The 26,168-nt window shown below is 61.0% G+C and carries 25 protein-coding genes; 5 read left to right on the top strand and 20 right to left on the bottom strand.

The window, feature by feature from the left end; genetic code table 11:
- Positions 1-2: 2 nt before the first annotated feature.
- Positions 3-623 (top strand): energy transducer TonB, encoded by a 621-nt coding sequence (locus tag CXF97_RS08265; RefSeq protein ID WP_101157816.1) that lies wholly within the window; start codon positions 3-5, stop codon positions 621-623.
- A 3-nt stretch (positions 624-626) separates the two neighbouring features.
- Here CXF97_RS08265 and CXF97_RS08260 read toward each other — a convergent pair whose 3' ends face one another.
- From CXF97_RS08260 to ppc, 7 genes are all read right to left on the bottom strand, one after another.
- Entirely contained in the window at positions 627-1,319 is a 693-nt protein-coding gene (locus CXF97_RS08260; RefSeq protein WP_101157814.1) for an extensin family protein, read from the bottom strand.
- A 2-nt stretch (positions 1,320-1,321) separates the two neighbouring features.
- The gene (locus tag CXF97_RS08255) at positions 1,322-2,158 is read right to left on the bottom strand and encodes an oxaloacetate decarboxylase (RefSeq protein WP_101157813.1); all 837 of its coding nucleotides are present in this window, start codon (positions 2,156-2,158) and stop codon (positions 1,322-1,324) included.
- Positions 2,159-2,188: 30 nt separating this feature from the next.
- Entirely contained in the window at positions 2,189-3,049 is an 861-nt protein-coding gene (locus CXF97_RS08250) for a DUF72 domain-containing protein (RefSeq protein WP_101157811.1), read from the bottom strand.
- Positions 3,049-3,357, bottom strand: coding sequence for a hypothetical protein (locus CXF97_RS08245; RefSeq protein ID WP_101157809.1), 309 nt, complete (start codon positions 3,355-3,357; stop codon positions 3,049-3,051). The genes CXF97_RS08250 and CXF97_RS08245 overlap by 1 nt, the downstream gene beginning before the upstream one ends.
- Positions 3,358-3,580: 223 nt before the next feature.
- The gene (tsaB, locus tag CXF97_RS08240; RefSeq protein WP_101157807.1) at positions 3,581-4,255 is read right to left on the bottom strand and encodes a tRNA (adenosine(37)-N6)-threonylcarbamoyltransferase complex dimerization subunit type 1 TsaB; all 675 of its coding nucleotides are present in this window, start codon (positions 4,253-4,255) and stop codon (positions 3,581-3,583) included.
- A gap of 94 nt (positions 4,256-4,349) precedes the next feature.
- Positions 4,350-5,000, bottom strand: coding sequence for an adenylate kinase (adk, locus tag CXF97_RS08235; protein WP_039762420.1), 651 nt, complete (start codon positions 4,998-5,000; stop codon positions 4,350-4,352).
- 300 nt (positions 5,001-5,300) lie between these two features.
- Complete coding sequence (gene ppc, locus CXF97_RS08230) at positions 5,301-7,931, bottom strand: phosphoenolpyruvate carboxylase (RefSeq protein WP_101157805.1); 2,631 nt, start codon at positions 7,929-7,931, stop codon at positions 5,301-5,303.
- Positions 7,932-8,143: 212 nt separating this feature from the next.
- Between ppc and CXF97_RS08225 the strand changes: the two genes are divergently transcribed.
- From CXF97_RS08225 to CXF97_RS08210, 3 genes are all read left to right on the top strand, one after another.
- A complete protein-coding gene (locus CXF97_RS08225) occupies positions 8,144-8,488 on the top strand; it encodes a pilin assembly protein (RefSeq protein ID WP_065615306.1) in 345 nt (114 codons plus the stop codon).
- 356 nt (positions 8,489-8,844) lie between these two features.
- The gene (locus CXF97_RS08215; RefSeq protein ID WP_024011747.1) at positions 8,845-9,249 is read left to right on the top strand and encodes a DUF4398 domain-containing protein; all 405 of its coding nucleotides are present in this window, start codon (positions 8,845-8,847) and stop codon (positions 9,247-9,249) included.
- Between the two features lie 54 nt (positions 9,250-9,303).
- On the top strand, positions 9,304-10,092 hold the full coding sequence (locus CXF97_RS08210) for an OmpA family protein (protein ID WP_024011746.1): 789 nt from the start codon (positions 9,304-9,306) through the stop codon (positions 10,090-10,092).
- 138 nt (positions 10,093-10,230) lie between these two features.
- Here CXF97_RS08210 and CXF97_RS08205 read toward each other — a convergent pair whose 3' ends face one another.
- From CXF97_RS08205 to CXF97_RS08140, 13 genes are all read right to left on the bottom strand, one after another.
- Positions 10,231-10,560, bottom strand: a complete 330-nt coding sequence (locus CXF97_RS08205) for a hypothetical protein (protein WP_101157801.1) — start codon at positions 10,558-10,560, stop codon at positions 10,231-10,233.
- Complete coding sequence (locus tag CXF97_RS08200; protein WP_101157799.1) at positions 10,557-11,462, bottom strand: alpha/beta hydrolase; 906 nt, start codon at positions 11,460-11,462, stop codon at positions 10,557-10,559. The genes CXF97_RS08205 and CXF97_RS08200 overlap by 4 nt, the downstream gene beginning before the upstream one ends.
- Before the next feature lie 153 nt (positions 11,463-11,615).
- Positions 11,616-12,866: a flavohemoglobin expression-modulating QEGLA motif protein gene (locus tag CXF97_RS08190; protein WP_178081166.1), complete on the bottom strand. Its 1,251-nt coding sequence runs from the start codon at positions 12,864-12,866 to the stop codon at positions 11,616-11,618.
- 195 nt (positions 12,867-13,061) lie between these two features.
- A complete protein-coding gene (locus CXF97_RS08185) occupies positions 13,062-13,775 on the bottom strand; it encodes a TetR/AcrR family transcriptional regulator (RefSeq protein WP_056783159.1) in 714 nt (237 codons plus the stop codon).
- Positions 13,776-13,880: 105 nt separating this feature from the next.
- Positions 13,881-15,383 (bottom strand): lysine--tRNA ligase, encoded by a 1,503-nt coding sequence (gene lysS / locus CXF97_RS08180; protein ID WP_101157795.1) that lies wholly within the window; start codon positions 15,381-15,383, stop codon positions 13,881-13,883.
- 79 nt (positions 15,384-15,462) lie between these two features.
- Positions 15,463-16,558, bottom strand: a protein-coding gene (gene prfB, locus CXF97_RS08175) for a peptide chain release factor 2 (RefSeq protein ID WP_101157793.1) whose coding sequence is annotated in 2 segments (ribosomal slippage) — positions 15,463-16,485 and positions 16,487-16,558 — 1,095 coding nt in all. Because the reading frame shifts where the segments join, the coding sequence is not laid out codon by codon here.
- A gap of 202 nt (positions 16,559-16,760) precedes the next feature.
- The gene (locus tag CXF97_RS08170; protein WP_101157791.1) at positions 16,761-17,762 is read right to left on the bottom strand and encodes a PleD family two-component system response regulator; all 1,002 of its coding nucleotides are present in this window, start codon (positions 17,760-17,762) and stop codon (positions 16,761-16,763) included.
- Between the two features lie 48 nt (positions 17,763-17,810).
- The gene (locus CXF97_RS08165; protein ID WP_101157789.1) at positions 17,811-18,821 is read right to left on the bottom strand and encodes a chemotaxis response regulator protein-glutamate methylesterase; all 1,011 of its coding nucleotides are present in this window, start codon (positions 18,819-18,821) and stop codon (positions 17,811-17,813) included.
- Positions 18,818-21,088, bottom strand: coding sequence for a hybrid sensor histidine kinase/response regulator (locus CXF97_RS08160; protein ID WP_101157787.1), 2,271 nt, complete (start codon positions 21,086-21,088; stop codon positions 18,818-18,820). Before CXF97_RS08160 ends, CXF97_RS08165 begins: the two co-directional genes overlap by 4 nt.
- Positions 21,085-21,768: a chemotaxis protein CheW gene (locus CXF97_RS08155; protein ID WP_101157785.1), complete on the bottom strand. Its 684-nt coding sequence runs from the start codon at positions 21,766-21,768 to the stop codon at positions 21,085-21,087. The genes CXF97_RS08160 and CXF97_RS08155 overlap by 4 nt, the downstream gene beginning before the upstream one ends.
- On the bottom strand, positions 21,765-23,036 hold the full coding sequence (locus tag CXF97_RS08150; protein WP_101157783.1) for a protein-glutamate O-methyltransferase CheR: 1,272 nt from the start codon (positions 23,034-23,036) through the stop codon (positions 21,765-21,767). Before CXF97_RS08150 ends, CXF97_RS08155 begins: the two co-directional genes overlap by 4 nt.
- Positions 23,033-23,569, bottom strand: coding sequence for a chemotaxis protein CheW (locus CXF97_RS08145; RefSeq protein ID WP_101157781.1), 537 nt, complete (start codon positions 23,567-23,569; stop codon positions 23,033-23,035). Before CXF97_RS08145 ends, CXF97_RS08150 begins: the two co-directional genes overlap by 4 nt.
- Positions 23,569-25,191: a methyl-accepting chemotaxis protein gene (locus tag CXF97_RS08140; RefSeq protein ID WP_101157779.1), complete on the bottom strand. Its 1,623-nt coding sequence runs from the start codon at positions 25,189-25,191 to the stop codon at positions 23,569-23,571. The genes CXF97_RS08145 and CXF97_RS08140 overlap by 1 nt, the downstream gene beginning before the upstream one ends.
- 442 nt (positions 25,192-25,633) lie before the next feature.
- Here CXF97_RS08140 and CXF97_RS08135 point away from each other — a divergent pair, with 442 nt between their 5' ends.
- Positions 25,634-26,149 carry an Hcp family type VI secretion system effector gene (locus CXF97_RS08135; RefSeq protein ID WP_007949952.1) on the top strand — a complete coding sequence of 172 codons (516 nt, stop codon included), beginning with the start codon at positions 25,634-25,636 and terminating at the stop codon, positions 26,147-26,149.
- Positions 26,150-26,168 lie beyond the last annotated feature (19 nt).

The following is a 26,168-nucleotide window of genomic DNA, read 5'->3' as shown; positions in this document are numbered from 1 at the left end:
AAATGTCAGGCATTCTTCCCACATCGATTGGCTACGTTTCGCCTCATGGCGACTTCAGCCGTCATAACACTCAAGCACTGAGCGGCGTCAGTCACCTGTGGCAGGATTTCTTTGCCCAGGCACTGGCCGAACAGACGAGTGACGTGGTGCCGGCCTGTGGCACATTTCCACCGGTTGACCTGAACAGCCCGCAAGAACCGACCGTTGGCAGCGAGCTGCACGCGCACATTGTCAGCCAGCGCGAGTGCGACGTGGTCGAAACCGAAGTTCGCCCGCCAGAGCCGCTGTTCCTGCCAATCGCCGAGTTCGAAATGGAACTGCTGGACAAGCCGTTCCCACCATTCCCGCCAGAAGAACTCAAAGCCCAGCAAGAGCAACAGGATTTCGACAGCAGCTGGGTGCGCCCGATTGTGATCAACAATGGCCAGCCACTGCCGGAGCCGGGCCCTGCTCCGCAGAAACGTGCGCTGTACCTGCCGATCGCCGAGTTCGATCTGGACTTGCTGCAGAAGCCTTACCCGCCGTTCCCGCCGGAAGAAATCGTCGAGCAACAGAAGGCTCTGGACTTCGATAACGGCTGGGCTCGCCCAATCGTTCTGCAGAACCTGCGCCTCGCCGCCTGATTCTCAGCGACACACGCTCCAGCGCCCGACATCGACATGAAAGTGATTGCGATGAGCGGCGTTGTAGTCCGGACTCAACACCACACTGAATGACTCGCAGGCGCCATCGCGTACCTGGCGCAAAAATTCTGCGTCTCGATTTTGCCTGGGCCAGTCCTTGAGCACGCTGATCACACGTCCGTCAGCCAGGCGGAAACCAGCAATATCGAGCGCGTCGGCACTGGCGTGTCGACTGAGGGCACCGTTCTCTCGGTTGTAGACATTGCGGCAGGCGAAGCTGCCAAGGTGATCGACCCGCGCGATCTTCTGGCCGTAGACCGATTGCGCGGCCGGTTGCAGGGTGTGGTGTTCGAACATCGCGTAGGCCACCGCCAGCGGGCAACTGGCGATGAAACTGCTGCTCAGCGCCACCTCACCGCCTTGCACACGCAGAGCGTCGATCAGCGGACACTTGGCGCCGGGGCTGTCAGCCTGGCGGCTGACGCGTAAATCCGAACTGCTCAGCGCCTGTTTGCACAGCTCGGGGTCGCTGCGCAGGCGCATGAATTTGTAACCGGTCAGCCAGTTGGGCGCGGTTTTCACGTCAAGGGGTGCCCATGGGTTCCATTGCGGCGGCACGTCCAGCCAGCCGCGCCAGACGCTCAACGCCGCACCCGCCAGCGCCAGCACCACCAACCAGAACAGCCAACGCCCCATGCTCAGTCCTTGAAAAATTGATTGGCCCTGGCGTACGGCATCGACTGCGACGTAAAGCCAAACGTGCCGGACTGCTGGATTTCTTCTGCTGCGCGAAAGAACTCGCCGAACGCCGCCAGCGCCAACGCTGACCCGGTGCTGATGCGGCGTACACCCATTTCTTCAAGCTGCTGCACGGTCAATTTCAGACCGCCGGACATCAATACGTTGACCGGTTTCGGCGCCACGGCCTGCACCACTGCGCGCACTTCTTCGACGGTGCGCAAACCCGGTGCATAGAGCACGTCGGCACCCGCTTCGGCGAATGCCTGCAAGCGGCGAATGGTGTCATCGAGGTCGGGATTACCGTGCAGGTAGTTTTCCGCGCGAGCGGTGAGGATGAAGGGAAACGCTAGCGTGCGCACCGCCGCGACGGCGGCCTCGATCCGTGCCACGGCGTGTTCGAAGCAATAGATCGGTGCGTCCGGACGCCCCGTGGCGTCTTCGATCGAGCCGCCCACCGCGCCCGCCTCGGCTGCGCGTAGAAGACTCTGCGCCGATTCGAGCGGGTCATCGGCAAAGCCGTTTTCCAGATCCACCGCCACTGGCAGATCCGTCGCTGCAACGATCGCGCGAACATTGGCCAGGGTCTCGTCGAGACTCAGTGCGCCATCAGCCTTGCCCTGGGAAAACGCGTAACCGGCGCTGGTGGTTGCCAAGGCTTGATAACCGAGACTGGCGAGCATCTTCGCCGAGCCGGCATCCCATGGATTGGGAATCACGAAAGTCCCCTGGCGATCATGCAGGGCCTTGAAGGCTTGGGCTTTAAGAAGTTGCTGTTGACTGACCTGGACGTTCATCGACCGGCTCCCGCGCAGAAAAAAACCGCTTCAGAGCAAGCCAAGCTGCTCGGCGGCGGGTTCTCTGTATAGCTCAGGCAGCGCGGGCAAGCCAGGCAAACGTTGCATCAGTTGAGCGTGAAAACGTTGCGCCAGTTTCGCTGCCAGCAAATTGTCGGCGGTGTGCAGAAAGACGTACGGGGTACGGCCCTCTTCAATCCATTCAGCAACTTTCGTCACCCACGGCGCAAGAAATGGATCATTGGCCTCAAGCTCGGGATGGCCGATGAAGCGCACCTGCGGGAACTGGGTAAACGCCGCCGGACGCGTCGGCACTCGCGGTTTTTTCGATTGCGCGTGAATCACCGGGGACTCGGTCGACAGGCAGCTGAATAGTGCACGCGGATCCAGACAGATGCGCTCGACACCGCGATCCAGCAGCAGACGATTGAGCAGGCGCTCGCTTTCGCCTTTGGCGAAGAATTGTTCATTGCGCACCTCCACCGCAAGTGGGCGATCCAGAGCGTCAATGAACGCCGCCAGTTCCGGAAGACGCTGCGGTGTGAAGCTTTTCGACAATTGCAGCCACAGCGGCGAAACGCGGTCGCCCAACGGCTTGAGTAATTGCAGGAAGGTTTCGGCAGCGGTCAGTTGCTCGCGCAGGTCGCCACTGTGACTGATGTCGCCGGGGAATTTGGCAGTGAAGCGAAAGTGCGCCGGCATGATCTCGGCCCAGCGCTGCACAGTGGCTGGCGACGGACTGGCGTAGAAGGTGGTATTGCCTTCGACCGCGTTGAATACTTGGCAGTAGAGAGCGAGAAAATCGGAGGTTTTTGCGTCTACCGGATACAGATACTCGCGCCAGGCATTCTCGCTCCAGGACGGGCAACCGAGGTAGTAAGGCAGATCCATCAGATATACAGATCGAGGCCCAGCACGTCCGCGTCCCAATCGACAAAACCGGCAGTGCTCAGGTAGCTGGCCAGCGCCATGGCTACGCTTTTCTTCATGGTGCGGTGGTAGATCATGTCTTGCTGACGGGCGGGCAGGTTGCTCAGGCGTTGCGCAGCGGCTTGCGCGGCACGCGCCGCCAGTTGCTCCTCGCTCGGAAATTCCAGCTCGCCATCGATAATCTCGACGGATTCATCCAGCGCCGCGTTGCCTTTGCGCGGCTTGCGCTTGATGGGGTAGGACTGAGTGGAAACGCCGTCTATACGCATAATGTCATGCTCGGTATCGATGATGGCAATTTAGCGGCACTTGACCGACTTAGCAAACTGCCGAGTGATAACTAGAACACAGAAAGCGCAAAAGGTTTTAAGCGAGGGGGGAGAAACTGACGATTGGCGAAGGGAAGATCAAAAGATCGCAGCCTTCGGCAGCTCCTACAGGGAAATGCATTCCAAATGTAGGAGCTGCCGAAGGCTGCGATCTTTCGAAGTGTCAGCGGGCTTTGGGGGTGGCGACCTTATCGCGCAGGTAAACCGGTTGTGCGTCGTCCGCCGGGATCGCTTCACCGCGCTCCCAGGCGAAACGTGCCAGGGTCAACAGGTCTTCGGCGTGGGGCAGCATGCCAGCGTCGGAGCCGCTCAGATTGACCGCGATGCGCTCACCATAACCCCAACCGGTACCGGCACCGAACCAGTCGCCACTGGCATCGACCGGCAGCGCAGCCACTTGCGGCGGCAGCACGGCTTCGGTACCGACCAGACGCATCTCCCCCGCCGTCTCGCGATAGCAACCCCAATACACTTCATCCATCCGCGCGTCGATGGCAGCCGCCACCTGACTTGCGCCATGCTCGCGAAAGGCACGCTGCGCCAGCACGGCAAGGTTGGATACCGGCAATACTGGACGATCCAGCGCAAACGCCAAACCCTGCACCACGCCGATGGCAATACGAACGCCGGTAAACGCGCCAGGGCCACGACCAAAGGCAATCGCGTCAACCGCTTGCAGCGTGGTGCCCGCATCGGCGAGCAATTGCTGAATCATAGGCAGCAGCTTCTGCGCATGCAGGCGCGGGATCACCTCGTAATGGCTCGTCACCTTGCCGTCATGCAGCAAGGCAACGGAGCAAGCTTCAGTCGCGGTGTCCAGGGCCAGCAAGGTGCTCATCGATGTTTCCAAAACAGGGGTGGGAAAAAAGTGCGTCAGTATAAACAACTACGGCCCGCAAGCGGGCCGTGGATGATGCGCCGATTCAGACTTTTCAGCTCAGCGCGGCCAGCACCTTGGCGGTGATCGCATCAACCGAACCTACGCCTGGAATGTGGCTGTACTTTGGCTTGCCACCGTTTTTGGCGGAAAGGTTCTGATAGAACTCCACCAGCGGTTTGGTCTGCGAATGGTAGACCGACAGGCGATGACGCACGGTTTCTTCGGTGTCGTCCTTGCGCTGCACCAGCTCTTCGCCGGTGATGTCGTCCTTGCCTGCCAGTTTCGGCGGGTTGTAGACGATGTGGTACACGCGGCCGCTGGCTTCGTGAACACGGCGACCGGCGATGCGCTGAACGATTTCTTCGTCTTCTACAGCGATCTCGACAACAGCATCCAGCTCGACCCCGGCAGTGACCAGTGCTTCAGCCTGCGGAATGGTGCGCGGGAAGCCATCGAACAGGAAACCGTTGGCGCAATCAGGTTGAGCGATGCGGTCCTTGACCAGCGCGATGATCAGGTCATCCGACACCAGGCCGCCGGCATCCATGATGCTCTTGGCTTGTACGCCCAGTGGCGTGCCAGCCTTGACCGCAGCACGCAGCATGTCGCCGGTGGAGATTTGCGGAATGCCGAATTTCTCGGTGATGAACTTTGCCTGAGTACCTTTACCGGCCCCGGGAGCTCCCAGCAGAATGACGCGCATCGATGTGCTCCTCAATTTTTTATATAAAAGCTTTACAAAACAAAGGATTCGCTCGTAACCGGCGGATCCTGAAAATACGGGTCGTGGCCGCACAAACGGCCAAAGGCTGATCAAGATACACAGCAGGCTGCGCCCACACAAGACGCCAAAAGTCGGAGAAACCGACGCCCGCCGCGACCTTGCGACGCGGTAACCCAAGTCGCAACCCCAACATTAACTGTCGCCTCGCGGCACTTTCCTGCAGCTGGAGTAGCGGCATCCGACCCTCATCGCGAATGCCGCCCGGCGTGGTCAGCAACCTTAGCCGGTGTTGCGCAATCCGGCGGCGATCCCCGCCACAGACACCAGCAGCGCCTGTTCCACCGGGCTGCCCTGCTCCGCATCCTGCCGCCGCGAACGCGCCAACAGTTCGGCCTGCAATAGATGCAGCGGGTCGAGGTAGGTGTTGCGCAGGCGGATGAATTCGAGGGTGTCCGGGCTGTGCGCCAGCAGCTGCGACTGCCCGGTCAGACCGAGCACCACCGAGCACGCCTGCGACAATAGGTCGCGTAACTGCGCACCCAGCGGCAGCAGATCGGCTTCGACCAAACGTTCGTCATAGGACTGCGCGATATCCGCGTCGGCCTTGGCCAAGACCATTTCCAGCATGTCGATACGAGTGCGGAAGAACGGCCACTGTTCGCGCATCTGCCCGAGCAACTCGCCCTCGCCGCGCTCCAGCGCCTTGCTCAGCGCGGTCTCCCAGCCCAGCCAGGCCGGGAGCATCAGCCGCGTTTGGGTCCAGCCGAAGATCCACGGAATCGCCCGCAAGCTTTCGATACCGCCGGCGCGACGCTTGGCCGGACGACTGCCGAGCGGCAAGCGACCCAACTCCTGCTCCGGCGTGGACTGGCGGAAGTATTCGACGAATTGCGGATTTTCCCGCACGACCTGACGGTAAGCGCTGACACCGTCCGCCGCCAATTCGTCCATCAGATGCCGCCATTCAGCGGTCGGCGGTGGCGGTGGCAGCAAGGTCGCTTCGAGCACGGCGGCCAGGTACAGATTGAGGTTTTGCTCGGCGATGTCCGGCAGGCCAAATTTGAAACGAATCATTTCGCCCTGTTCGGTAGTACGGAAACGCCCGGCCACTGACCCAGGTGGTTGCGACAGAATCGCTGCGTGCGCCGGGCCGCCGCCACGGCCTACGGTGCCGCCGCGACCATGGAACAGCAGCAGTTCGACTTGCTGTTCGCGGCAGATTTCAACCAATCGTTCCTGCGCGCGGTATTGCGCCCACGCCGCAGCAGTGGTGCCGGCGTCCTTGGCCGAGTCGGAATAACCGATCATCACTTCCTGCGGGCCGTGCAGGCGCGCGCGATAGCCTGGCAACAGCAGCAGACGCTCCATCACCGGCCCGGCGTTGTCGAGGTCGGCGAGGGTTTCGAACAGCGGCACCACGCGCATCGGCCGCAGCACGCCGGATTCCTTGAGCAGCAGTTGCACCGCGAGCACGTCGGAAGCCGCGCCGGCCATGGAGATCACGTAGGAGCCCAGCGAAGCGGCGGGCGCGGCGGCGATTTCCTTGCAGGTGTTGAGCACTTCGGCGGTGTCGGCCGATGGTTTGAAATGCGCGGGCAGCAACGGTCGACGGTTGCTCAGCTCCTCGGTGAGGAAGTTGATGCGCTGTTCTTCGTCCCAGTCCTCATAGCGGCCGAGGCCGAGGTAATCGGTGATTTCCGTCATTGCCGAGCTGTGCCGCGTCGAGTCCTGACGCACATCGAGGCGCACCAGGAACAGGCCGAACGTCACCGCGCGGCGCAGGCAATCGAGCAACGGCCCGTCGGCGATCACACCCATGCCGCACTCGTGCAGCGAGTCAAAGCACAGCTGCAGAGGCTCCAGCAGGTCGCGATTATCGTGCAGTACATCGGCGGTTGCCGGGGTCGGCGCGGTCAATGCAGCGTGCGCCCAGTTGCGTGTAGCGCGCAGACGCTCGCGCAATTGCTTGAGCACCGCACGATACGGTTCGGCGCTGTCGCCGGCCTTGGCTTTCAGCGCGGCGCTGGCCTGCTGCATCGACAGTTCGCCAGCGAGATGATCGACGTCGCGCAGGTACAAGTCAGCGGCCATCCAGCGCGCCAGGAGTAAAACTTCGCGGGTCACTGCTGCGGTGACATTGGGGTTGCCGTCACGGTCGCCGCCCATCCACGAGGCAAAGCGAATCGGCGCGGCTTCCAGCGGCAAGCGCAGGCCCGTCGCGGCGAACAGCGCCTGATCGGCCTTGCGCATGTGATTGGGGATCGCCTGCCACAACGAATGCTCGATCACCGCAAAGCCCCATTTGGCTTCATCGACCGGCGTCGGGCGGGTTCGGCGGATTTCTTCGGTGTGCCAGGCTTCGGCGATGAGCCGCTGCAGTTTGGTCTGGATCTGCTCGCGCTCGGCGCTGGTGAGGTCGCGATGGTCCTGCGCAGCGAGTTGCGCAGCAATCGCGTCGTACTTCTGGATCAACGTGCGCCGGGCCACTTCGGTCGGGTGAGCGGTCAGCACCAGTTCGATTTCCAGCCGTGCCAGTTGCCGGGCCAGGGATTCGCCGCTGTGACCTTCGTTGCGCAGGCGCGCGAGCAGTTCCGGCAATACCCGCGACTCGAACGGCGCCGGTTGCGACTCCTCGCGGCGATGGATCAACTGATATTGCTCGGCAATATTGGCCAGGTTGAGAAACTGGTTGAACGCCCGCGCGACCGGGAGCAATTCGTCTTCGCTCAATTGATTGAGGCTGGCGCTCAGTTCGGCATCCATCGAGCCGCGCCGGTCGGCCTTGGCGCCCTTGCGGATCTGCTCGATCTTGGCGAGGAATTGCTCGCCGTACTGGTCTCGAATGGTGTTGCCCAACAGCTCTCCGAGCAGGTGAACATCTTCGCGCAAGCGTGCATCAATATCGGTCATCAGCAGTTCTCCAGCGGTAATCGGGGACAGCGCAGAAACGAATGCTTTGCCAGAGAGTGCCGCTCTGCGCCGCTTCTTACAAGCAGGCGACGAACCGACTTAAACCTTGCACGCCAAAGCCAGTCTCAACAGTAAGCCGTACGACGGCTCGCCGCCGGCGCTGCCGGACACTCACCCAAGCCTGCTCTGCGCAGGCGCGAAATGAGGTCATCATGAAAATTCGTGAACTCGCCCAGCATTGGGAAGAAAACGCCAAAGGTCGCCTGACCGACACCGGCTACACGATTCATCTGGATGTGGAATCCGCCGCGCGCCTGGCGGCAATAGCCGAGATGTATCCCAAACGTCATCCCGAGGAGCTGCTCGGCGAGCTGATCGGTGCCGCGCTTGAGGAATTCGAAGCAAGCCTGCCGTATGTGAAGGGCTCGACGGTGGTGGCGACGGATGAGGAAGGTGATCCGTTGTATGAGGATGTCGGTCCGACCCCGCGTTTTCTGGCGTTGTCGCGGCGGCATTTGCATGATCTGTCCTCGACTGAGAACAAGCAGAAGCACTGACCTGGAACACCTCAACCTGTGGGAGCGAGCTTGCTCGCGAATGCGGTTTGTAAGCCAACATCTGCAGTGCCTGATAAACCGTATTCGCGAGCAGGCTCGCTCCCACATTTGATCTTTTTACGCTTGTTTAACGCCCCGCGCGTACCGCTTCAAACCGCCAAAGTTCCCGTCCCAGAGCCTTGTCCAAACGGTCAATTTAATTTTTGGCGATAGGCCATCTTTTCTGAACTTTTCAAAAATGCCGCCGGTCGGAACAGGTAACCACGCCTGGAACGAGCGTTTCAATTCGCGTCAACAAGCGATGCTTTCGGCTCCTCTGCCAGGATGGATTCAGTTGTATTTTCAGGAGATGCCTAATGGAGTTGAAGACCATGAAAACCCAAACCTCGTTTTCCCACCTGCGCGGTCTGAAACTGGCCGCTCTGGCCATCGGCACCAGCTTCGTGCTCGCGGGTTGCGCGGGTAACCCACCGACCGAGCAGTACGCCGTGACCCAGTCGGCCGTCAACAGCGCCGTCAGCGCTGGCGGTACCGAGTTCGCTGCAGTGGAAATGAAGCAGGCTCAGGACAAACTGAAACAAGCTGAAATCGCCATGCATGACAAGAAGTATGACGAGGCTCGTCGCCTGTCCGAACAGGCTGAATGGGACGCTCGCGTCGCCGAACGCAAGGCTCAGGCCGCCAAGGCCGAACAGGCTGTGAAGGATTCCCAGAAAGGTGTTCAGGAACTGCGTCAGGAAAGCCAGCGCACTGTGCAGTAAGCGCGCATCCGACCGCAAAGCTGAAACTCTTATCGATAGAAAGGACGACAAATTATGCGTAAGCAACTGATGATTCCCGCTCTTCTGGCCGCAAGCGTTGCACTGGCTGCCTGCTCCACCCCGCCTAACCCGAACCTGGAACAGGCGCGCACCAACTACGCCGGCCTGCAGGCCAACCCACAGGCGAGCAAAGTCGCGGCACTGGAAACCAAAGACGCCAGCGATTATCTGGACAAGGCCGACAAGGCTTATCTGGACAAGGAAGACGCGGCCAAGGTTGACCAACTGGCTTATCTGACCAACCAGCGCGTGGAAGTGGCCAAGCAGACCATCGCCCTGCGCACCGCTGAAAACAACCTGAAGAACGCCGCTGCCCAACGCGCCCAGGCCCGTCTGGATGCCCGTGACCAGCAGATCAAACAACTGCAGGACAGCCTCAACGCCAAGCAGACCGATCGCGGTACGCTGGTGACGTTCGGTGACGTGCTGTTCGCCACCAACAAGGCTGATCTGAAATCCAGCGGTCTGGTGAACATCAACAAACTGGCGCAATTCCTTCAGGAAAACCCGGATCGCAAAGTGATCGTCGAGGGTTACACCGACAGCACCGGCACCGCGAGCTACAACCAGTCGCTGTCCGAGCGTCGCGCGACTTCCGTGCAGATGGCCCTGATCAAAATGGGCGTCGATCCTTCGCGCATCGTCGCTCAGGGTTATGGCAAGGAATACCCGGTAGCGGATAACGGCAGCGTCTCGGGCCGTGCGATGAACCGTCGTGTGGAAGTGACCATTTCCAACGACAACCAACCGGTTGCACCGCGTTCTTCGGTGAGCTCGAACTAAGCTTTACGTCGTAACGCAAAAACCCCCGCCTCAGTGATCAGGCGGGGGTTTTTGAAGATTAAAAGATCGCAGCCTTCGGCAGCTTCTACATGGGAATCCATCTCCTGTAGGCGCTGCCGAAGGCTGCGATCTTTGCTTTTAAGGCTGTAGTTTTTGTGGGGTCTCTTCACCCATGCAACGCACCGCTTTCTTCTGCGCATTGACCAACACCCCGGTCAGGCCTTTCTGCTCGGTATCAAACAGCACCAGCACGCCATCAATGCACTGCGCCACTTGTGGCGCGGGGGTCACAGAAACTTTGTAGTCTTCGCCCGGCACGGTCTTGAGCATGGTGAATTCGCTGAGCAGCAACGCATCCTCCGGCTTGGCAAAATGCAGGTAGCCGTAGTACCACAGCGCCCCGACGGTGCCGAGGATGCTGCAGATACCGGTGATGATCAGCGGGATGGCATTACGTTCTTCAGTCATTGCGGGGTCTCATCTTCGGAATTCGGGGGCGGCGGATAGTTGGGGATTTCGCCGAGGCGGCGCAGGCCGTCGAAGTGTTCGGGATCGTCGAGATAGCGCAGCATGACCTGGCGCCACACCGGGTCGCCAAAGGTTTGCACATGACCGCCACGGGTCAGCTGCAACACGCGCGGCGGGGGCGCTGCCTGATACAGGCGAATGCCGTTGGCCATCGGCACCAGCGGATCGTCGATGCTGTGGAAGATCAGCTTGGGCACGCCCGTCAGCTGCGCCATCGAGTTGATTGCGCTGTCGCCGTCGGGCACCAGCCACGACAGCGGCACCTGCAACGGCCAGGTCAGCCAGGAAGTGCTGAGGGCAAACTGGCCGACGCTGCGATAACTGGCCGGCACGCCATCCAGCACCAGCGCCTTGAGCTGTTTTTGACGCTCAGGATGTTGCACCAGCCAATGCACAGCCATGGCGCCACCGAGGCTCTGCCCGAGCAGCACCAGCGGTTTGCCCTTGACCTCGGGCGCGTTGTCGAGCCAGGCGAACGCCGCGTCGATGTCCTGATAAATCGCCGGCAGGCTCGGTTTGCCCTCGGACAAACCGTAGCCACGATAGTCGACCAGCAGCACCTGATAGCCATGCTTCGGCAACCACCAACTGCCGCCCAGGTGCATCGGCAGATTGCCGCCGTTGCCGTGCAAATGCAGGACCGTGCCTTTGACCTCGACGCCGGATTTGGCCGGCAGCCACCAGGCGTTGAGCTTCAAGCCATCAGCGGTGACCAGAGTGACGGTGCGGTATTCGAGTTTGGCTTTGTCCGGGGTGAAGACCTGACCCGGCTCCGGGTAGAACAGCAGCGAACTGCAACCGCCGAGGGTCAAGAGCAGGCAAAGAATGCCGAGGATTCTCATCCGGTGAAACCTCGCAGAGAAAAGAGCTGAACACAAATCAAACCGGTGGGAGCGGGCTTGCTCGCGAAGGCGGTGTGTCAGTCGACACCTTTTTTGAATATCAGACCGCTTTCGCGAGCAAGCCCGCTCCCACAGGGGATAGACGGGTTGGGGTTAGAGGATATTGGAATAGTCCGCCTCAATCCGGTCCAGGCTCAAATGGTTGAGGAAGTTGGAGAAACACATCCACGCCGACAACGCATTCATGTCACGGAACTGATCCGGCAGATATTTGGGTGGCACCACCAGCCCTTCATCCACCAGCTGACGCAAAGTCCGCATGTCTTCCAGCGTAGTCTTGCCACAGAACAACAGCGGAATCTGCTCAAGCTTGCCCTTGCGCACGGCCAACTGAATGTAGTTGTAAATCATGATGAAGCCCTTGAGGTAGGACAAGTCTTTGGTGAATGGCAGACCGGTCGGTGTCGAGCCACGGAAGACCCGGCTGGCGTTACCGTAGCTTTCGGCCATTTCGAAACCCTGCTCGCGGAAGAATTCGTAGATCTGCAAGAAGTCCGCGCCCTCCTCGACCATATGAATCGCACGGGTGCGGTTGGTCAGTTTGCGCAAGCGACTCGGGTAGGAGGCGAAAGTAATGATCTCCATCAGGATCGCCAGCCCTTCCTGGGTCACCGTCGACGAGGGCGGGCCTTTCGACAGGAAGGTACAGATCGGCTGGTTCAAACCGTTGAGCGTGGTGCCGACATGCACCAGGCCTTCGTGAACTTCCAGCGCACGCACGTCGCGGTCGTTGAACAGCGCGTCGGTGCGGATCTTGATGTAGTCGGCGCCCGCTGCGGCGTCGGCAACAATGCCATCGGACTCGAACACGCGAATGGTTTCTTCGGCCTCGCCAAACACCTTGTTCAAGCGGGTTTGCAGCAGGTGCACCGCGTCCTTGGCGGTAAGAATTTTCGGTTCGTCCTTGAGGTCGCCGCGCCCATCGATGTTATTCAGGTAATCGGACATCATCAGGCCGAGGTCGGCCAACGTCGGGTCGCCGGCGTGGAAGGCATCGGACGCTGCGCCGTAAAGCTCCTGCGAAATCAGGCCGAAGTCCTCGGTGCCGCGCGCCTCCAGCATGCGCACCACCATGCGGTATTCCTTGCACATGCGGCGCATGATCTGCCCGACCGGATTGAACTGGCCGAGCTGGCGGGTGATGTCGCGTTCGATGTTCTGGAATTCCAGTTTGACCTGGCTTGAATCAAACGACAGCGGGCGGTTGAGGTAGTAGTCGCGATCCACCGCCGGCATTTCCTTGCCTTTGGCCTTGAGGAAGCCCTTGCGCACGTTGTCGTCCCACTTGACCGCATCGAGCACGCGGATCGGCGTCTGCGCCAGCACAATGCGATCGGACAACATGCGTATCGTCTGCTGGTAATCGTCCACCCGAAACTCCTGTAGAAAACGTGACGCTTTGAATGACTGGGCGCGGGCCCCCTGTAGGAGCTGCCGAAGGCTGCGATCTTTTGACCCTGGCCTTCTAAAAGCAGATCAAAAGATCGCAGCCTTCGGCAGCTCCCACAGGGGGATCGGCGTCAGACGGACGGCATTGTGTTACACCGACGCCAATACAAGGTGCATATAGCGCGTCAGGATCCCGAGCATGTCCTCTTCAGCCAAGGGCTCGGCGTCGTTGAGCAGGCCCTGATATTCCATCCGTCCGATAATCGCCGTCAACACCTTGGCATCCTGCTGCGGTTCACGCGAGCCCAGCACCTGGAACAACTGGCAAGTGCCCTGCAACAGAATCTGCTGATGCGAGCGCACCAGAATGGCCAGACGCGGGTTGAGCAGCGCTTCCTGGCGGAACGCCTGTTCGGCCATCAGATGCTCACGGCGATTGATCAGTTGCCGATGCACGTAATCGGCCATCAACCGCGCAATGTCGTCGGCCAGTTGCGAACGCGACTCCGGACTACCGTCGGCACTGACCACCATTTCGCGCAGCAGGCCTTCGTTGTTGATCCACAACTTGGCCATGTACGCCGCGCTGCGTTCCACGTACTGGGCGAAGGTATCGGTGAGCAGGTCGTCGATGTCCTTGAAGTAATACGTGGTCGCCGACAACGGCACACCGGCCTCGGCCGCCACCGCACGATGGCGCACGGCACGCACGCCGTCGCGCACGACAATGCGCATCGCCGCGTCGAGAATGTCCTGGCGACGCTGCTCACTGCCCTGTCGGCTGGCCTTGCGGCCCTGGTACTGAACACTTTCAGCGACCGCAGTGGCGATACCCGCTGCGCCTTCTTGAGCTATTGCACCCATCACGACAGCACTTCCTCTACTAATTCCAAAGTAACCAACTGATACATTTGTACCAGACAGGCAATAAAAAGCCGCCTGTTTTAGGCGGCTTTTTAACTGAAACGTTTACGCTTGCGGTCGCATGTGCGGGAACAGGATCACATCGCGGATCGATGGCGAGTTGGTCAGCAACATCACCAGACGATCAATGCCGATGCCTTCACCGGCCGTTGGCGGCATGCCGTACTCCAGCGCCCGAACGAAGTCGGCGTCATAGTGCATGGCTTCGTCGTCACCGGCGTCCTTGTCGGCCACCTGCGCCATGAAGCGTTCGGCCTGGTCTTCCGCGTCGTTCAACTCGGAATAGGCGTTGGCGATTTCACGACCACCGATGAACAGCTCGAAACGGTCGGTGACGTTCGGGTTCTCATCGTTGCGACGGGCCAGCGGCGACACTTCGAACGGGTACTGCGTGATGAAGTGCGGCTGCTCCAGCTTGTGCTCCACCAGCTCTTCGAAAATCATCACTTGCAGCTTGCCCAGACCTTCGAAGCCAAGCACCTTGGCGCCGGCCTTCTTGGCGATGGCGCGAGCCTTGTCGATGTCATTCAGATCATCGGCGGTCAGCTCAGGGTTGTACTTGAGAATCGAGTCGAACACCGACAGACGCACGAACGGCTCACCGAAGTGGAACACCTTGTCGCCATACGGGACGTCGGTGCTGCCCAGAACCAGCTGCGCCAGTTCGCGGAACAGTTCTTCGGTGAGGTCCATGTTGTCTTCGTAATCGGCGTACGCCTGATAGAACTCCAACATGGTGAATTCAGGGTTGTGGCGGGTCGAAACGCCTTCGTTACGGAAGTTGCGGTTGATCTCGAAGACCTTCTCGAAACCGCCAACCACCAGACGCTTCAGATAAAGCTCAGGGGCAATACGCAGGAACATTGGCAGGTCCAGCGCATTGTGGTGGGTTTCGAACGGCTTGGCCGCAGCGCCGCCGGGAATGGTCTGCAGCATCGGCGTTTCGACTTCGAGGAAGTCGCGCTTCATCAGGAAGCTGCGGATGTGCGCGATCACTTGCGAACGTACGCGGAACGTCTGGCGCACGTCTTCGTTGACGATCAGGTCAACGTAACGCTGACGATAGCGCTGCTCGGTGTCGGTCAGGCCGTGGTGCTTGTCCGGCAGCGGGCGCAGCGACTTGGTCAGCAGCCGGACATTGGTCATTTCTACGTAGAGGTCACCCTTGCCGGAACGCGCCAGGGTGCCTTCGGCAGCAATGATGTCGCCCATGTCCCAGGTTTTCACCGCGGCCAGGGTTTCTTCAGGCAAGGTCTTGCGATTGACGTAGACCTGAATGCGCCCGGTCATGTCCTGGATCACCATGAACGAGCCACGGTTGAGCATGATGCGACCGGCGACCTTGACCGGGATTGCAGCCTCTGCCAGCTCTTCCTTGGTCTTGTCCGCGTACTGTTTCTGCAAGGCATCGCAGTAGTTTTCGCGGCGGAAGTCGTTGGGGAAGGCATTGCCCTTGGCGCGCTCGGCAGCAAGCTTTTCCTTGCGCAGGGCGATCAGGGAGTTTTCTTCCTGTTGCAGGGCTTGCGGGTCGAGTTGTAGGTCGCTCATGTCTTTAAGTATTCCATCAGGTTCGTTGCCCCCAGCCTTCGGCTGGGGATCGCGGGCGAGCCCGCTCCCACAGAGGGTGTTACAGGCCGGATTTCAGGCTGGCTTCCAGGTATTCGTCGATGTCGCCGTCGAGCACCTTGTCGCAATCGCTGCGTTCGATATTGGTGCGCAGATCCTTGATCCGCGACGCATCGAGCACGTAAGAGCGGATCTGGTGACCCCAGCCGATGTCCGACTTGGTGTCTTCCAGCGCTTGCGAGGCGGCGTTGCGCTTCTGCATTTCCTGCTCGTACAACTTGGCCCGCAGCATTTTCATGGCGGTGTCCTTGTTGGCGTGCTGGGAACGTTCGTTCTGGCAGCTGACCACGGTGTTGGTCGGTACGTGAGTGATACGTACCGCCGAGTCGGTGGTGTTTACGTGCTGACCACCGGCACCGGAGGAGCGATAGGTGTCGATCCGCAGGTCTGCCGGGTTGATTTCGATTTCCACCTTGTCATCGATCTCTGGCGAGACGAAAACGGCGGAGAACGACGTGTGGCGGCGGTTGCCGGAGTCGAACGGGCTCTTGCGCACCAGACGGTGCACGCCGATCTCGGTACGCAGCCAGCCAAAGGCGTATTCGCCCTTGATATGCACGGTCGCGCCCTTGATACCGGCGACTTCACCGGCGGACAGTTCCATGATGGTCGCTTCGAAACCGCGTTTGTCGGCCCAGCGCAGGTACATGCGCAGCAGGATGTTGGCCCAGTCCTGCGCTTCGGTACCGCCGGAACCGGCCTGGATGTCCAGGTAGGCGTTGTTCGGGTCCATTTCATGGCTGAACATGCGGCGGAATTCCAGCTTGGCCAGATTTTCCTCGAGACGGGCCAGCTCGGCGACGACATCGCCCACTGCGCCTTCGTCGTTCTCTTCGACGGCCATTTCCAGCAGGTCGCGGCAATCGGCCAGACCGCCGTTCAGTTCGTCGAGGGTGTCGACGATCTGCGCCAGCGCGGCACGCTCGCGGCCCAGCTCCTGGGCGTATTCAGGTTTGTTCCAGACACTCGGATCTTCAAGCTCGCGATTGACCTCGGTCAGACGCTCATGCTTTTGATCGTAGTCAAAGATACCCCCGAATAGTTTCGGAGCGCTCGGACAGGTCCTTGATGGTGTTCAGGATCGGGTTGATTTCCATGACGGGCAGCACTCGTTGGCGAACTTTTGAAAGCCGGCGAGTATAACGTAAACAGGCTGCTGCGGCAGCCCGTCTGGCGGGTGTGGGGGTGATTCACTTGACGCATTCTCACTGTAGGAGCTGCCGAAGGCTGCGATCTTTTGATTTTGCTTTCAAGATCAAAAGATCGCAGCCTTCGGCAGCTCCTACCAGGATCGCGGGCCTATTCAATCCCGACCTGATTACGCCCGTTGTTCTTGGCCAGATACAACCCGCGATCCGCCGCCGAAATCAGCAGCCGGCAATCGCTTCCGGACTGCGGCACCATGGTCGCCAGACCAATGCTGATGGTCAGACTGGAGCCTTCGGTCGGCGTGTTATGTGGGATCTTCAGCGCCGCGACGGTCTGGCGCAGCTTCTCGGCCAACAGCCGCGCACCGCCCGGCGAGGTGTTCGGCAGGACGAGCACAAACTCCTCGCCGCCGTAACGCGCCGGCAGATCCGACGGTCGTGCACTGGCATCACGGATGGCTGCGGCAACCTTGCGCAAGGCTTCGTCGCCTTCGACGTGGCCGAAACTGTCGTTGTACGATTTGAAGTAATCCACGTCGATCATGAGCAACGACAGCTGCGTCTGATCGCGCAGCGAACGGCGCCACTCCAGTTCCAGGTACTCGTCGAAGTGGCGGCGGTTGGACAGCCCGGTCAGGCCATCGGAGTTCATCAACCGTTGCAGCACCAGATTGGTGTCGAGCAATTGCTGCTGGCTGACCCGCAACGCCCGGTACGCCGCGTCGCGCTGCAGCAAGGTCATGTAGGAGCGCGAGTGATAACGGATGCGCGCGACCAGTTCGATGGTGTCCGGCAGCTTCACCAGATAATCGTTGGCGCCAGCTGAGAACGCCGCGCTCTTGATCAGCGGGTCTTCCTTGGTCGACAGAACGATGATCGGGATGTCCCTGGTCGCCGGATGATTGCGGTATTCGCGCACCAGGCTCAGGCCATCGAGGCCGGGCATCACCAGATCCTGAAGGATTACCGTCGGCTTGATCCGCACCGCCTGGGCGATGGCCTGCTGCGGGTCAGAGCAGAAGTGGAAGTCGATGTTTTCCTGATTCGACAGCCCACGGCGCACCGCTTCGCCGATCATCGCCTGATCATCCACCAACAACACCATGGCGGCGTTCTCGTCGGTTTTAATGTCGTCGATCTGTAAATCATTCATGGGCGGTCACCTGAGTACTGCGGGGGCCTGGATTGCGGATCAACCTGTTCATTTGGGGAAAATCTCCAGCAATCGTGGCGCTATCTTTTCCAGCGGGCGGATTTCCACCGCAGCATCGATCGCCGCGGCAGCCTTGGGCATGCCGTACACCGCACTGCTGTGCTGATCCTGGGCGATGGTCAAATAACCCTGTTGGCGCATGAGCTTAAGCCCTTGCGCGCCATCGCGCCCCATCCCGGTCAATAAAACCCCGGCCGCGTCACCGTTCCAGTAACTGGCAACGCTCTCGAAAAAAACGTCGATCGAGGGGCGATAGATCTCGTTGACCGGTTCGGCGGTGTAGGCCAGCGTGCCGTTCTTGAGCAGGCGAATATGGTGATTGGTGCCGGCCAGCAATACCGCGCCGCTCTGCGGCGGCTCGCCTTCGCGGGCCAGACGCACATCGAGACCGCTGGCGCTGGCCAGCCATTCGGCCATGCCTGCGGCGAATACCTGGTCGACATGCTGCACCAGCACGATCGCCGCAGAAAAATCCCTCGGCAGGCCTTTGAGCAACATTTCCAGCGCCGCCGGCCCGCCGGCGGACGAACCGATCGCCACCAGCCGCTGCCGTGACGGAGAACTGCGCGGCGAACTCGGCGTCGGGCGCGCACGCGGCGCCTTGTCGCCGATCAGCCAGCCGATGTTGAGGATCTTGCGCAGCAACGGCGCGGCGGCTTCCTGAGCATTGCCAGCGCCGATCGCCGGGGTGTCGACCACATCCAGCGCGCCGTGGCCCATGGCCTCGAACACACGATGCACGTTCTGCTGACGGTCGACGGTGACGATGACAATGGCGCACGGCGTCTCGGCCATGATCCGCCGCGTGGCTTCGACGCCGTCCATGATCGGCATGATCAGATCCATCAGAATCAGGTCCGGAGTGTATTCGGCGCAGCGTTGCACCGCCTCGGCGCCGTTGCTGGCGACCCAGATCACCTGATGCGCCGGCTCGAAGGCCAGCGCTCGGCGCAGCGCCTCCACCGCCAGGGGCATGTCGTTGACGATTGCGATCCTCATGCCCGCGCTCCCCCAATGAGCTCGACCACTGCATCGAGCAGGGCGTCGTCATGAAAACTGGCTTTGGCTAGATAATAGTCGGCGCCGGCGTCCAGTCCACGGCGGCGGTCTTCTTCGCGATCCTTGTACGACACCACCATCACCGGCAGCGATTGCAGACGGTTGTCGCGGCGCAACAGGGTGACCAGCTCGATGCCGTCCATGCGCGGCATGTCGATGTCCGTGATCAGCAGGTCGAAGTTCTCCGAACGCAGCGCGTTCCACCCGTCCATGCCGTCCACCGCTACCGCGACGTCGTAGCCGCGATTGAGTAGCAATTTGCGCTGCAGCTCGCGCACCGTCAGCGAATCGTCGACCACCAACACCCGTTTGCGCGCTGCTTCGGCGGCCTGGTTACCGTGGCGGGCAATGCGTTCCAGACGCCCGGTATTGAGCAACTTGTCCACCGAACGCAGCATGTCTTCGACATCGACGATCAGCACCACCGAGCCATCATCGAGCAAGGCCCCGGCGGAAATGTCCTGAACCTTGCCCAGACGCTCATCCAGCGGCAACACCACCAGCGTGCGCTCGCCGACGAAGCGCTCGACCGCCACCCCATAAATTGCTTCGCGCTCGCGGATCACCACGACTTTGAGGGTAGCGCCATCGTTCTGACTGGCCGGGCGGTTGAGCAACTGACTGGCCGCCACCAGGCCAACATGCTGGCCTTCGTGCCAGAAATGCTGACGCCCTTCGATCTGCACGATGTCTTCGGGGGCCAGATCGCACATACGTTCGATATGCGCTAACGGGAATGCGTAAGCCTCCTCGCCGACTTCCACCACCAGACTGCGCACCACCGACAAGGTCAGCGGCACTTCCAGATGAAAACGACTGCCCTCGCCCGCCGCCTGTTCGAGCACCACGGCCCCGCGTAGTTGGCGAACCATGTGCTGAACCGCATCGAGGCCGACGCCACGGCCGGACACTTCGGTGACTTTGTCGCGCAGGCTGAATCCCGGCAGAAACAGGAACGTCAGCAACTCCTCTTCGCTCAATTGCGCTGCGGTTTCGGCTGGGGATAACTGGCGTTCGACGATGCTGCGGCGGACTTTTTCCAGATCGACGCCATTGCCGTCATCGCTCAACTCCAGCACCAGCAGACCGGCCTGATGGGAGGCGCGCAGGCGGATCAGGCCTTCTTCGGACTTACCCTTGAGCAGGCGTTGTTCCGGGGTTTCGATGCCGTGATCAACGGCGTTGCGCAGCAGGTGAGTCAGCGGCGCTTCGAGCTTCTCCAGCACGTCGCGATCGACCTGGGTTTTCTCGCCTTCGATCTCCAGGCGCACTTGTTTGCCGAGGCTGCGGCCGAGGTCGCGAACCATGCGCGCCTGCCCGCTCAACACATCGGCGAACGGGCGCATGCGGCAGGCCAGCGCAGTGTCGTAAAGCACTTGTGCGCGCTGGCTGGCCTGCCAGGCGAATTCGTCGAGTTCAGCGTTTTTCTCGCTGAGCAGTTGCTGCGACTCGGCGAGCAAGCGCCGCGCATCCTCCAGCGACTCGAGTGCTTCCAGACTCAGAGCATGTTCCTTCAGGTGCACATTGAGGTTTTCCAGCGCGCGCAGACCGTTGTTCTGCATGCGTTTGAGGCGCTGCATGGTCGCCAGATGCGGCTTGAGACGCTGGGTTTCCACCAGCGATTTGCTCGACAGATCGAGCAGGCTGTTCAGGCGTTCGGCGGTGACGCGCAAGACGCGTTCGCCGCCTTCGGTGGTGCGTTTGTTTTTGCGCGGGGGCGGCTCGGCGGGCTCGTCCATGATCGGTATTGACGCTACTGGCGCTGGCTCGATCTGCAATTCGGCCATCGGCGGCGCGGCAACCACAGCGGCTGGGGTCGAGGGATCGAGCAAACGCCCCATCAGCGTCACGTAGGCGTCAATGTCCGCAGGTTGCGGCGCATTGGTCGGCGTGGCGATGCGCATCAGCAGGTCGGTGCCCTGCAGCAACGCGTCGATGTGCTCGGGGCGCAGCAACAAACGCCCTTCCTGCGCGCTGACCAGGCAATCTTCCATAACGTGGGCGACGCTGACGCCACTGTCGATACCAACGATGCGCGCCGCGCCTTTGAGCGAATGCGCCGCGCGCATGCACGACTCCAGTTGATCGGCCTGGGTCGGATTGCGCTCCAGCGCCAGCAGCCCGGCGCTGAGGACTTGAGTCTGGGCTTCGGCTTCGAGGCTGAACAGTTCGAGCAGTGAGGCGTCGCGCATTTGCTCGGGGGTCATGTCAGGCTCCGGGTCACGGCGGACAACAGCTGTTCTTCATCCAGCCAGCGCAGGCTGCGACCGCGATATTGCAGAACGCCTCGAGTGTACTTGGCACTGGCCTGCACACCGGACTGCGACGCCGCGTCGAGGATGCGTTCGTCGATGGCATGAATGCCGTCGACCTCATCCACCGGCACCACCACTGGCCCGCCGTGGGCGCCGATGATCAGCATGCGCGGCATGACTCGGCCGCCGCTGACCGGCGCAGCGCTGCCGTCGAGGTCGAGCAACTCCACCAGCGACAGACACGCGACCAGCGCACCACGGACATTGGCTACCCCGAGCAGGGCGCGCGAGCGCTGATGCGGCAACGAGTGAATCGCCTGCAGTGGCGCCACTTCGACGAGACTGCGCGTCGCCAGTCCGAGCCATTCCTCGCCGAGGCGAAACATCAACAGCGAGCGGGTTTTGACATCGATTTCGACCTTGCCGACCACCGCTTCGCGCTGGTCCTGCTGCAGCGAATAGCGGTCGAGCAGCCGCGTGGCGGCGGCGGAATACACCGAACAGTTGCGGCAATGGATGTGCTCGTCCAGCAGCGGGCAGGTCTTGTCGCCATGAATGCCGATACGGTTCCAGCAATCATCGATGGCTCGGGCGTCTTCGTGGGTAACGTTCAAAGTGTCGGACGCGCTCATCGTTTACGCTCACTGTCGGCGGTGCGCCCGCTGCGGGCGGCGCGCTCCTGCAATCGTCGGGCACCCGCCGTGTCGCCCTGGGCCTGCAGCAACGCGGCCAGGTGCATCAGCGCTTCGGGGTGTTGCGGCTCAAGGTACAAGGCCTTGCGATAGAAACCCTGGGCTTCGAGGCTCAGGCCGGCGACATCGCTGAGCAGGCCGAGCCAGTAGAACACCTGCGCCACAGGTTCATGCCGGCGCAGATAATGTTCGCACGCGGCACGAGCCTCGGCGCTTTTGCCTTCGTTGGCCAACGCGGCGATGTTGGCCAGCAGTGTTGCGGCGTCCGGGTCGGAGGCTTTTTTCGTCACCGGCAAAGGCGTCACGGCAGCGAACGGCCGGTTGCGCACTGGCGCGGGCGGCGTGCTGCGGGGCGACTGGCTGACTGGCACGGCAACCGGTTTGGGCGTCGGCAGCGGTTCGGGGTGCGGCTCGCTGTGACGGCTGAAAGCGAACGACTGCGCGATGCCGATCGAGCGCATGCCCAAGCGCCCGAGCAGACTGCCCTCCGCCGGGCCGATAAACAGCACGCCGTCGACATGGGTCAGACGCTTGAGCACTTCGAACACCTGCTTCTGCGTCGGCTGGTCGAAGTAGATCAGCAGGTTGCGGCAGAACACGAAATCGAAGGCTGGCTCGCTCGCCAACAGTGTCGGATCGAGGACATTGCCGACCTGCCAGCGCACCTGTTCGCGAACGTATTCGTTGACCCGGTGGCCGTCCTGCTCAGGCATGAAATGCCGATCGCGAAATTGCAGATCCTGCCCGCGAAACGAGTTCTTGCCGTAAACAGCACGGCGCGCCTTGTCCACCGATAGCGGGCTGATGTCCATGCCATCGACCTTGAACTGATGCGGCTTGATCCCGGCATCAAGCAGGGCCATGGCGATCGAATAGGGTTCTTCACCGGTCGAGCACGGCAGGCTGAGGATGCGCAACGCGCGCATGTTGTTGAGCTCGGCGAGACGCTGACGGGCCAGTTTGCCCAAGGTGGCAAAGGATTCCGGGTAACGGAAAAACCACGTTTCCGGAACGATCACCGCTTCGATCAGTGCTTGCTGTTCGTCCCGCGAGCCTTGCAACAGCTGCCAATATTCGTCGGCGTGGGCGGCCTGGGACAGCGTGGTGCGCTGGCGCACGGCACGCTCGATGATCGCCGCGCCCACCGAAGCGACATCGAGGCCGATGCGTTCTTTGAGGAAATCGAAAAAGCGCTGATCACCACTCATGGCTGCGCCTCTGACTGCGCCGGATCACGCGGCGGATCGGGGAACAACAAACTGCGCACGGCATCATCGAGCAAGTCTTTGACCCGCACCCATTGCAGCAATCCCTGCGCATCTTCGCGCACCGGGCCGAGGTACGGCGCCTCGCGGTTGTCGAGGCCGTAGGGCTGGAAATCGTCCGGATGACAGCGCAGCGTGTCGGTGGCCTGCTCGAGTATCAGCCCGAGCCATTGCGCTGGTTGCGATTGCTCCGGCTGATAATTGACCAACACCAGCCGCGTGCTGGTGCGCTCCTTCGCGGGCTGGCCAAAAGTCAGCGCGCTGAGATCAATCACCGGCACCACCGCACCGCGATAGGCGAACACCCCGGCCACCCACTGCGGCGCCCGGGCAATCGGCTTCAGCGGCAGGCGCGGCAGCACTTCCGCCACTTCAGTGGCGCGCAGGGCGTAGCGTTCGCTGCCGATGCGAAACAGCAGGAACAGCGCCTGCTTCGCAACTGGCGCGGCGCTACGCTTGGCGACGATTTCGCTCATCAGACTTTGAATCGCGAAACGCCGCTGCGCAGGCCGACGGCCACCTGGCTCAGCTCATCAATGGCGAAACTGGCCTGACGCAGCGATTCGACGGTCTGGCTGCTGGCATCGCCCAACTGCACCAGCGCATGGTTGATCTGCTCGGCGCCGGTGGCCTGGGCCTGCATGCCTTCGTTGACCATCAACACGCGCGGCGCCAATGCCTGCACCTGATGGATGATCTGCGACAGCTGCTCGCCGACCTGCTGCACTTCGGACATGCCCCGACGTACTTCTTCGGAAAACTTGTCCATGCCCATCACCCCGGCCGACACCGCCGACTGGATCTCGCGAACCATTTGCTCGATGTCGTACGTGGCCACGGCAGTCTGATCGGCCAGACGTCGGACTTCGGTGGCGACCACCGCAAAACCGCGACCGTACTCGCCCGCCTTCTCGGCTTCGATCGCCGCGTTGAGCGACAGCAGGTTGGTCTGGTCGGCGACCTTGACGATGGTCACCACCACCTGATTGATGTTGCCGGCCTTCTCGTTGAGGATCGCCAGTTTGGCGTTGACCAGATCCGCCGCGCCCATGACCGAATGCATGGTGTCTTCCATGCGCGCCAGGCCTTGCTGGCCGGAGCCGGCGAGCACCGAAGCCTGATCGGCAGCGGTGGAGACTTCGGTCATGGTGCGCACCAGATCCCGCGAGGTCGCCGCGATCTCGCGGGAGGTGGCGCCAATTTCGGTGGTGGTCGCTGCGGTTTCGGTGGCGGTGGCCTGTTGCTGCTTGGAGGTGGCGGCGATCTCGGTGACCGAAGTGGTCACCTGCACCGAAGAGCGCTGGGCCTGGGACACCAGCGACGTCAGTTCGGTCATCATATCGTTGAAGCCGGTTTCGACCGCGCCGAATTCGTCCTTGCGATCGAGGTTCAGGCGCGAGCTCAGATCACCGGTGCGCATGATGTCGAGGATGGTCACGATGCGGTTCATCGGCGCCATGATCGCGCGCATCAACAGCAGACCGCAGAGGCCGGCGGCCAGCACCGCAACCAGCAGGGAAATGACCATGCTGACTTTGGCCGTTGCCACCGCGTCGTCGATGTTGGCCATTGCGTTATCGGCGACGACTTTGTTCTCGCCAATGATGTCGTTGAGTTTCATGCGCCCGGTGTACCAGGCTGGGGTCAGCTTTTCGTTAAAGAGCTTGATTGCATCGGCTTCCAGATTGCGCGAGTGCAAGTCCAGGACAGCATCCTGAATCTGGATGTAGGTGTCGTGATACTTCTCGAACAAGGCGAATTCGGATCGGTCCTCATCGGTGGCCATGGTCTTGCGATAGTTGGCCATCTGTTCCTGCAGACGCGCTTCGAACGCCTTGTAGTCCGCCGCATCTTCATTGGAAATGCCCTGGCCTTCCTTGAGGCCGAGCAGCTCCTGGGTCTGCAAATAACTGTCGACCCATGCGCCACGAATCATCGAGCTGTAATAGACGCCTGGAATGGCATCGTCACGCACGCTGTTCTCACTGGCCTCGATCTTCAGCAGCCGTGAGTAGGACAGCACCACCATCAACAGCATGATCGCGATAATCACCGCAAAGCTCGCCAAAATTCGTTGGCGCAACGTCCAGTTCTTCACAGTGATTCCTCGGTGCCTGATCGAAATGCGGGGAGTATAGCCGAGCGCGGTGTTTCATTTATAAGACGCTTTCCAACCCGTGTTTTGCGCCTCTGCAGGAAGGAGCCTGCTCGCGAAGCAGACACCTCGGCGCTGGCAAATGCCCAACTGCGCAAGAAGTTGCGCAGTTGGTTGTAATATTTCAGCGGGTAAATCCTCTGCAGCCCACACCGCTCAAGCCCTGCAGCCAAGTGCGCAAGAAGTTGCGCAGTACTGCGCAACTTCTTGCGCACTTTCTTCCGGTTATCGCGGTAAAAAATCGGCCGTTTCTGAATCCGCCGCCCTCAAGCCCCCGCCATCCGGGCACCGCGCAAAACCTGGCACGCTCCTTGATATCCCTCAGCCACCCACCGGGCGATTTCGCCTCCGGGCACCCTAACTTTATCCGCAAGGAGAGCACCCCATGGCAACACCAGCGTACATGTCGGTTACCGGCGAAAAACAAGGCCTGATCACTGCCGGCGCCTTCACCGCCGACTCCGTTGGCAACACCTACCAGGAAGGCCACGAAGACCAGGTCATGGTTCAGGCTTTCACCCACGACGTGATCATCCCGCGTGACCCGCAATCCGGTCAGCCAACCGGTCAGCGCGTTCACAAGCCAGTTGTGATCACCAAGGTCTACGACAAGGCTTCGCCACTGCTGCAAGCAGCACTGACTTCCGGCGAGCGCATGAGCGAAATCGTTATCCAGTGGTACCGCACTTCGGCCCAAGGCACCCAAGAGCACTACTACACCACCAAACTGGAAGACGCGATCATCGTCGCCATCAACAACAAAATGCACAACTGCCAGGATCCAGGCAACGCGCACTTCACCCACCTGGAAGAAGTGCAGTTCACCTACCGCAAAATCACCTGGACCCACGAAGTATCCGGTACTTCGGGTTCCGATGACTGGCGTGCTCCAGTCGTTTAATTACGGCTGACCGTTACAA

The sequence above is a fragment of the Pseudomonas sp. Choline-02u-1 genome, assembly GCF_002836515.1.
In the GTDB taxonomy this organism is placed as follows: domain Bacteria; phylum Pseudomonadota; class Gammaproteobacteria; order Pseudomonadales; family Pseudomonadaceae; genus Aquipseudomonas.
This window is presented reverse-complemented; position numbering and strand designations above follow the sequence as displayed.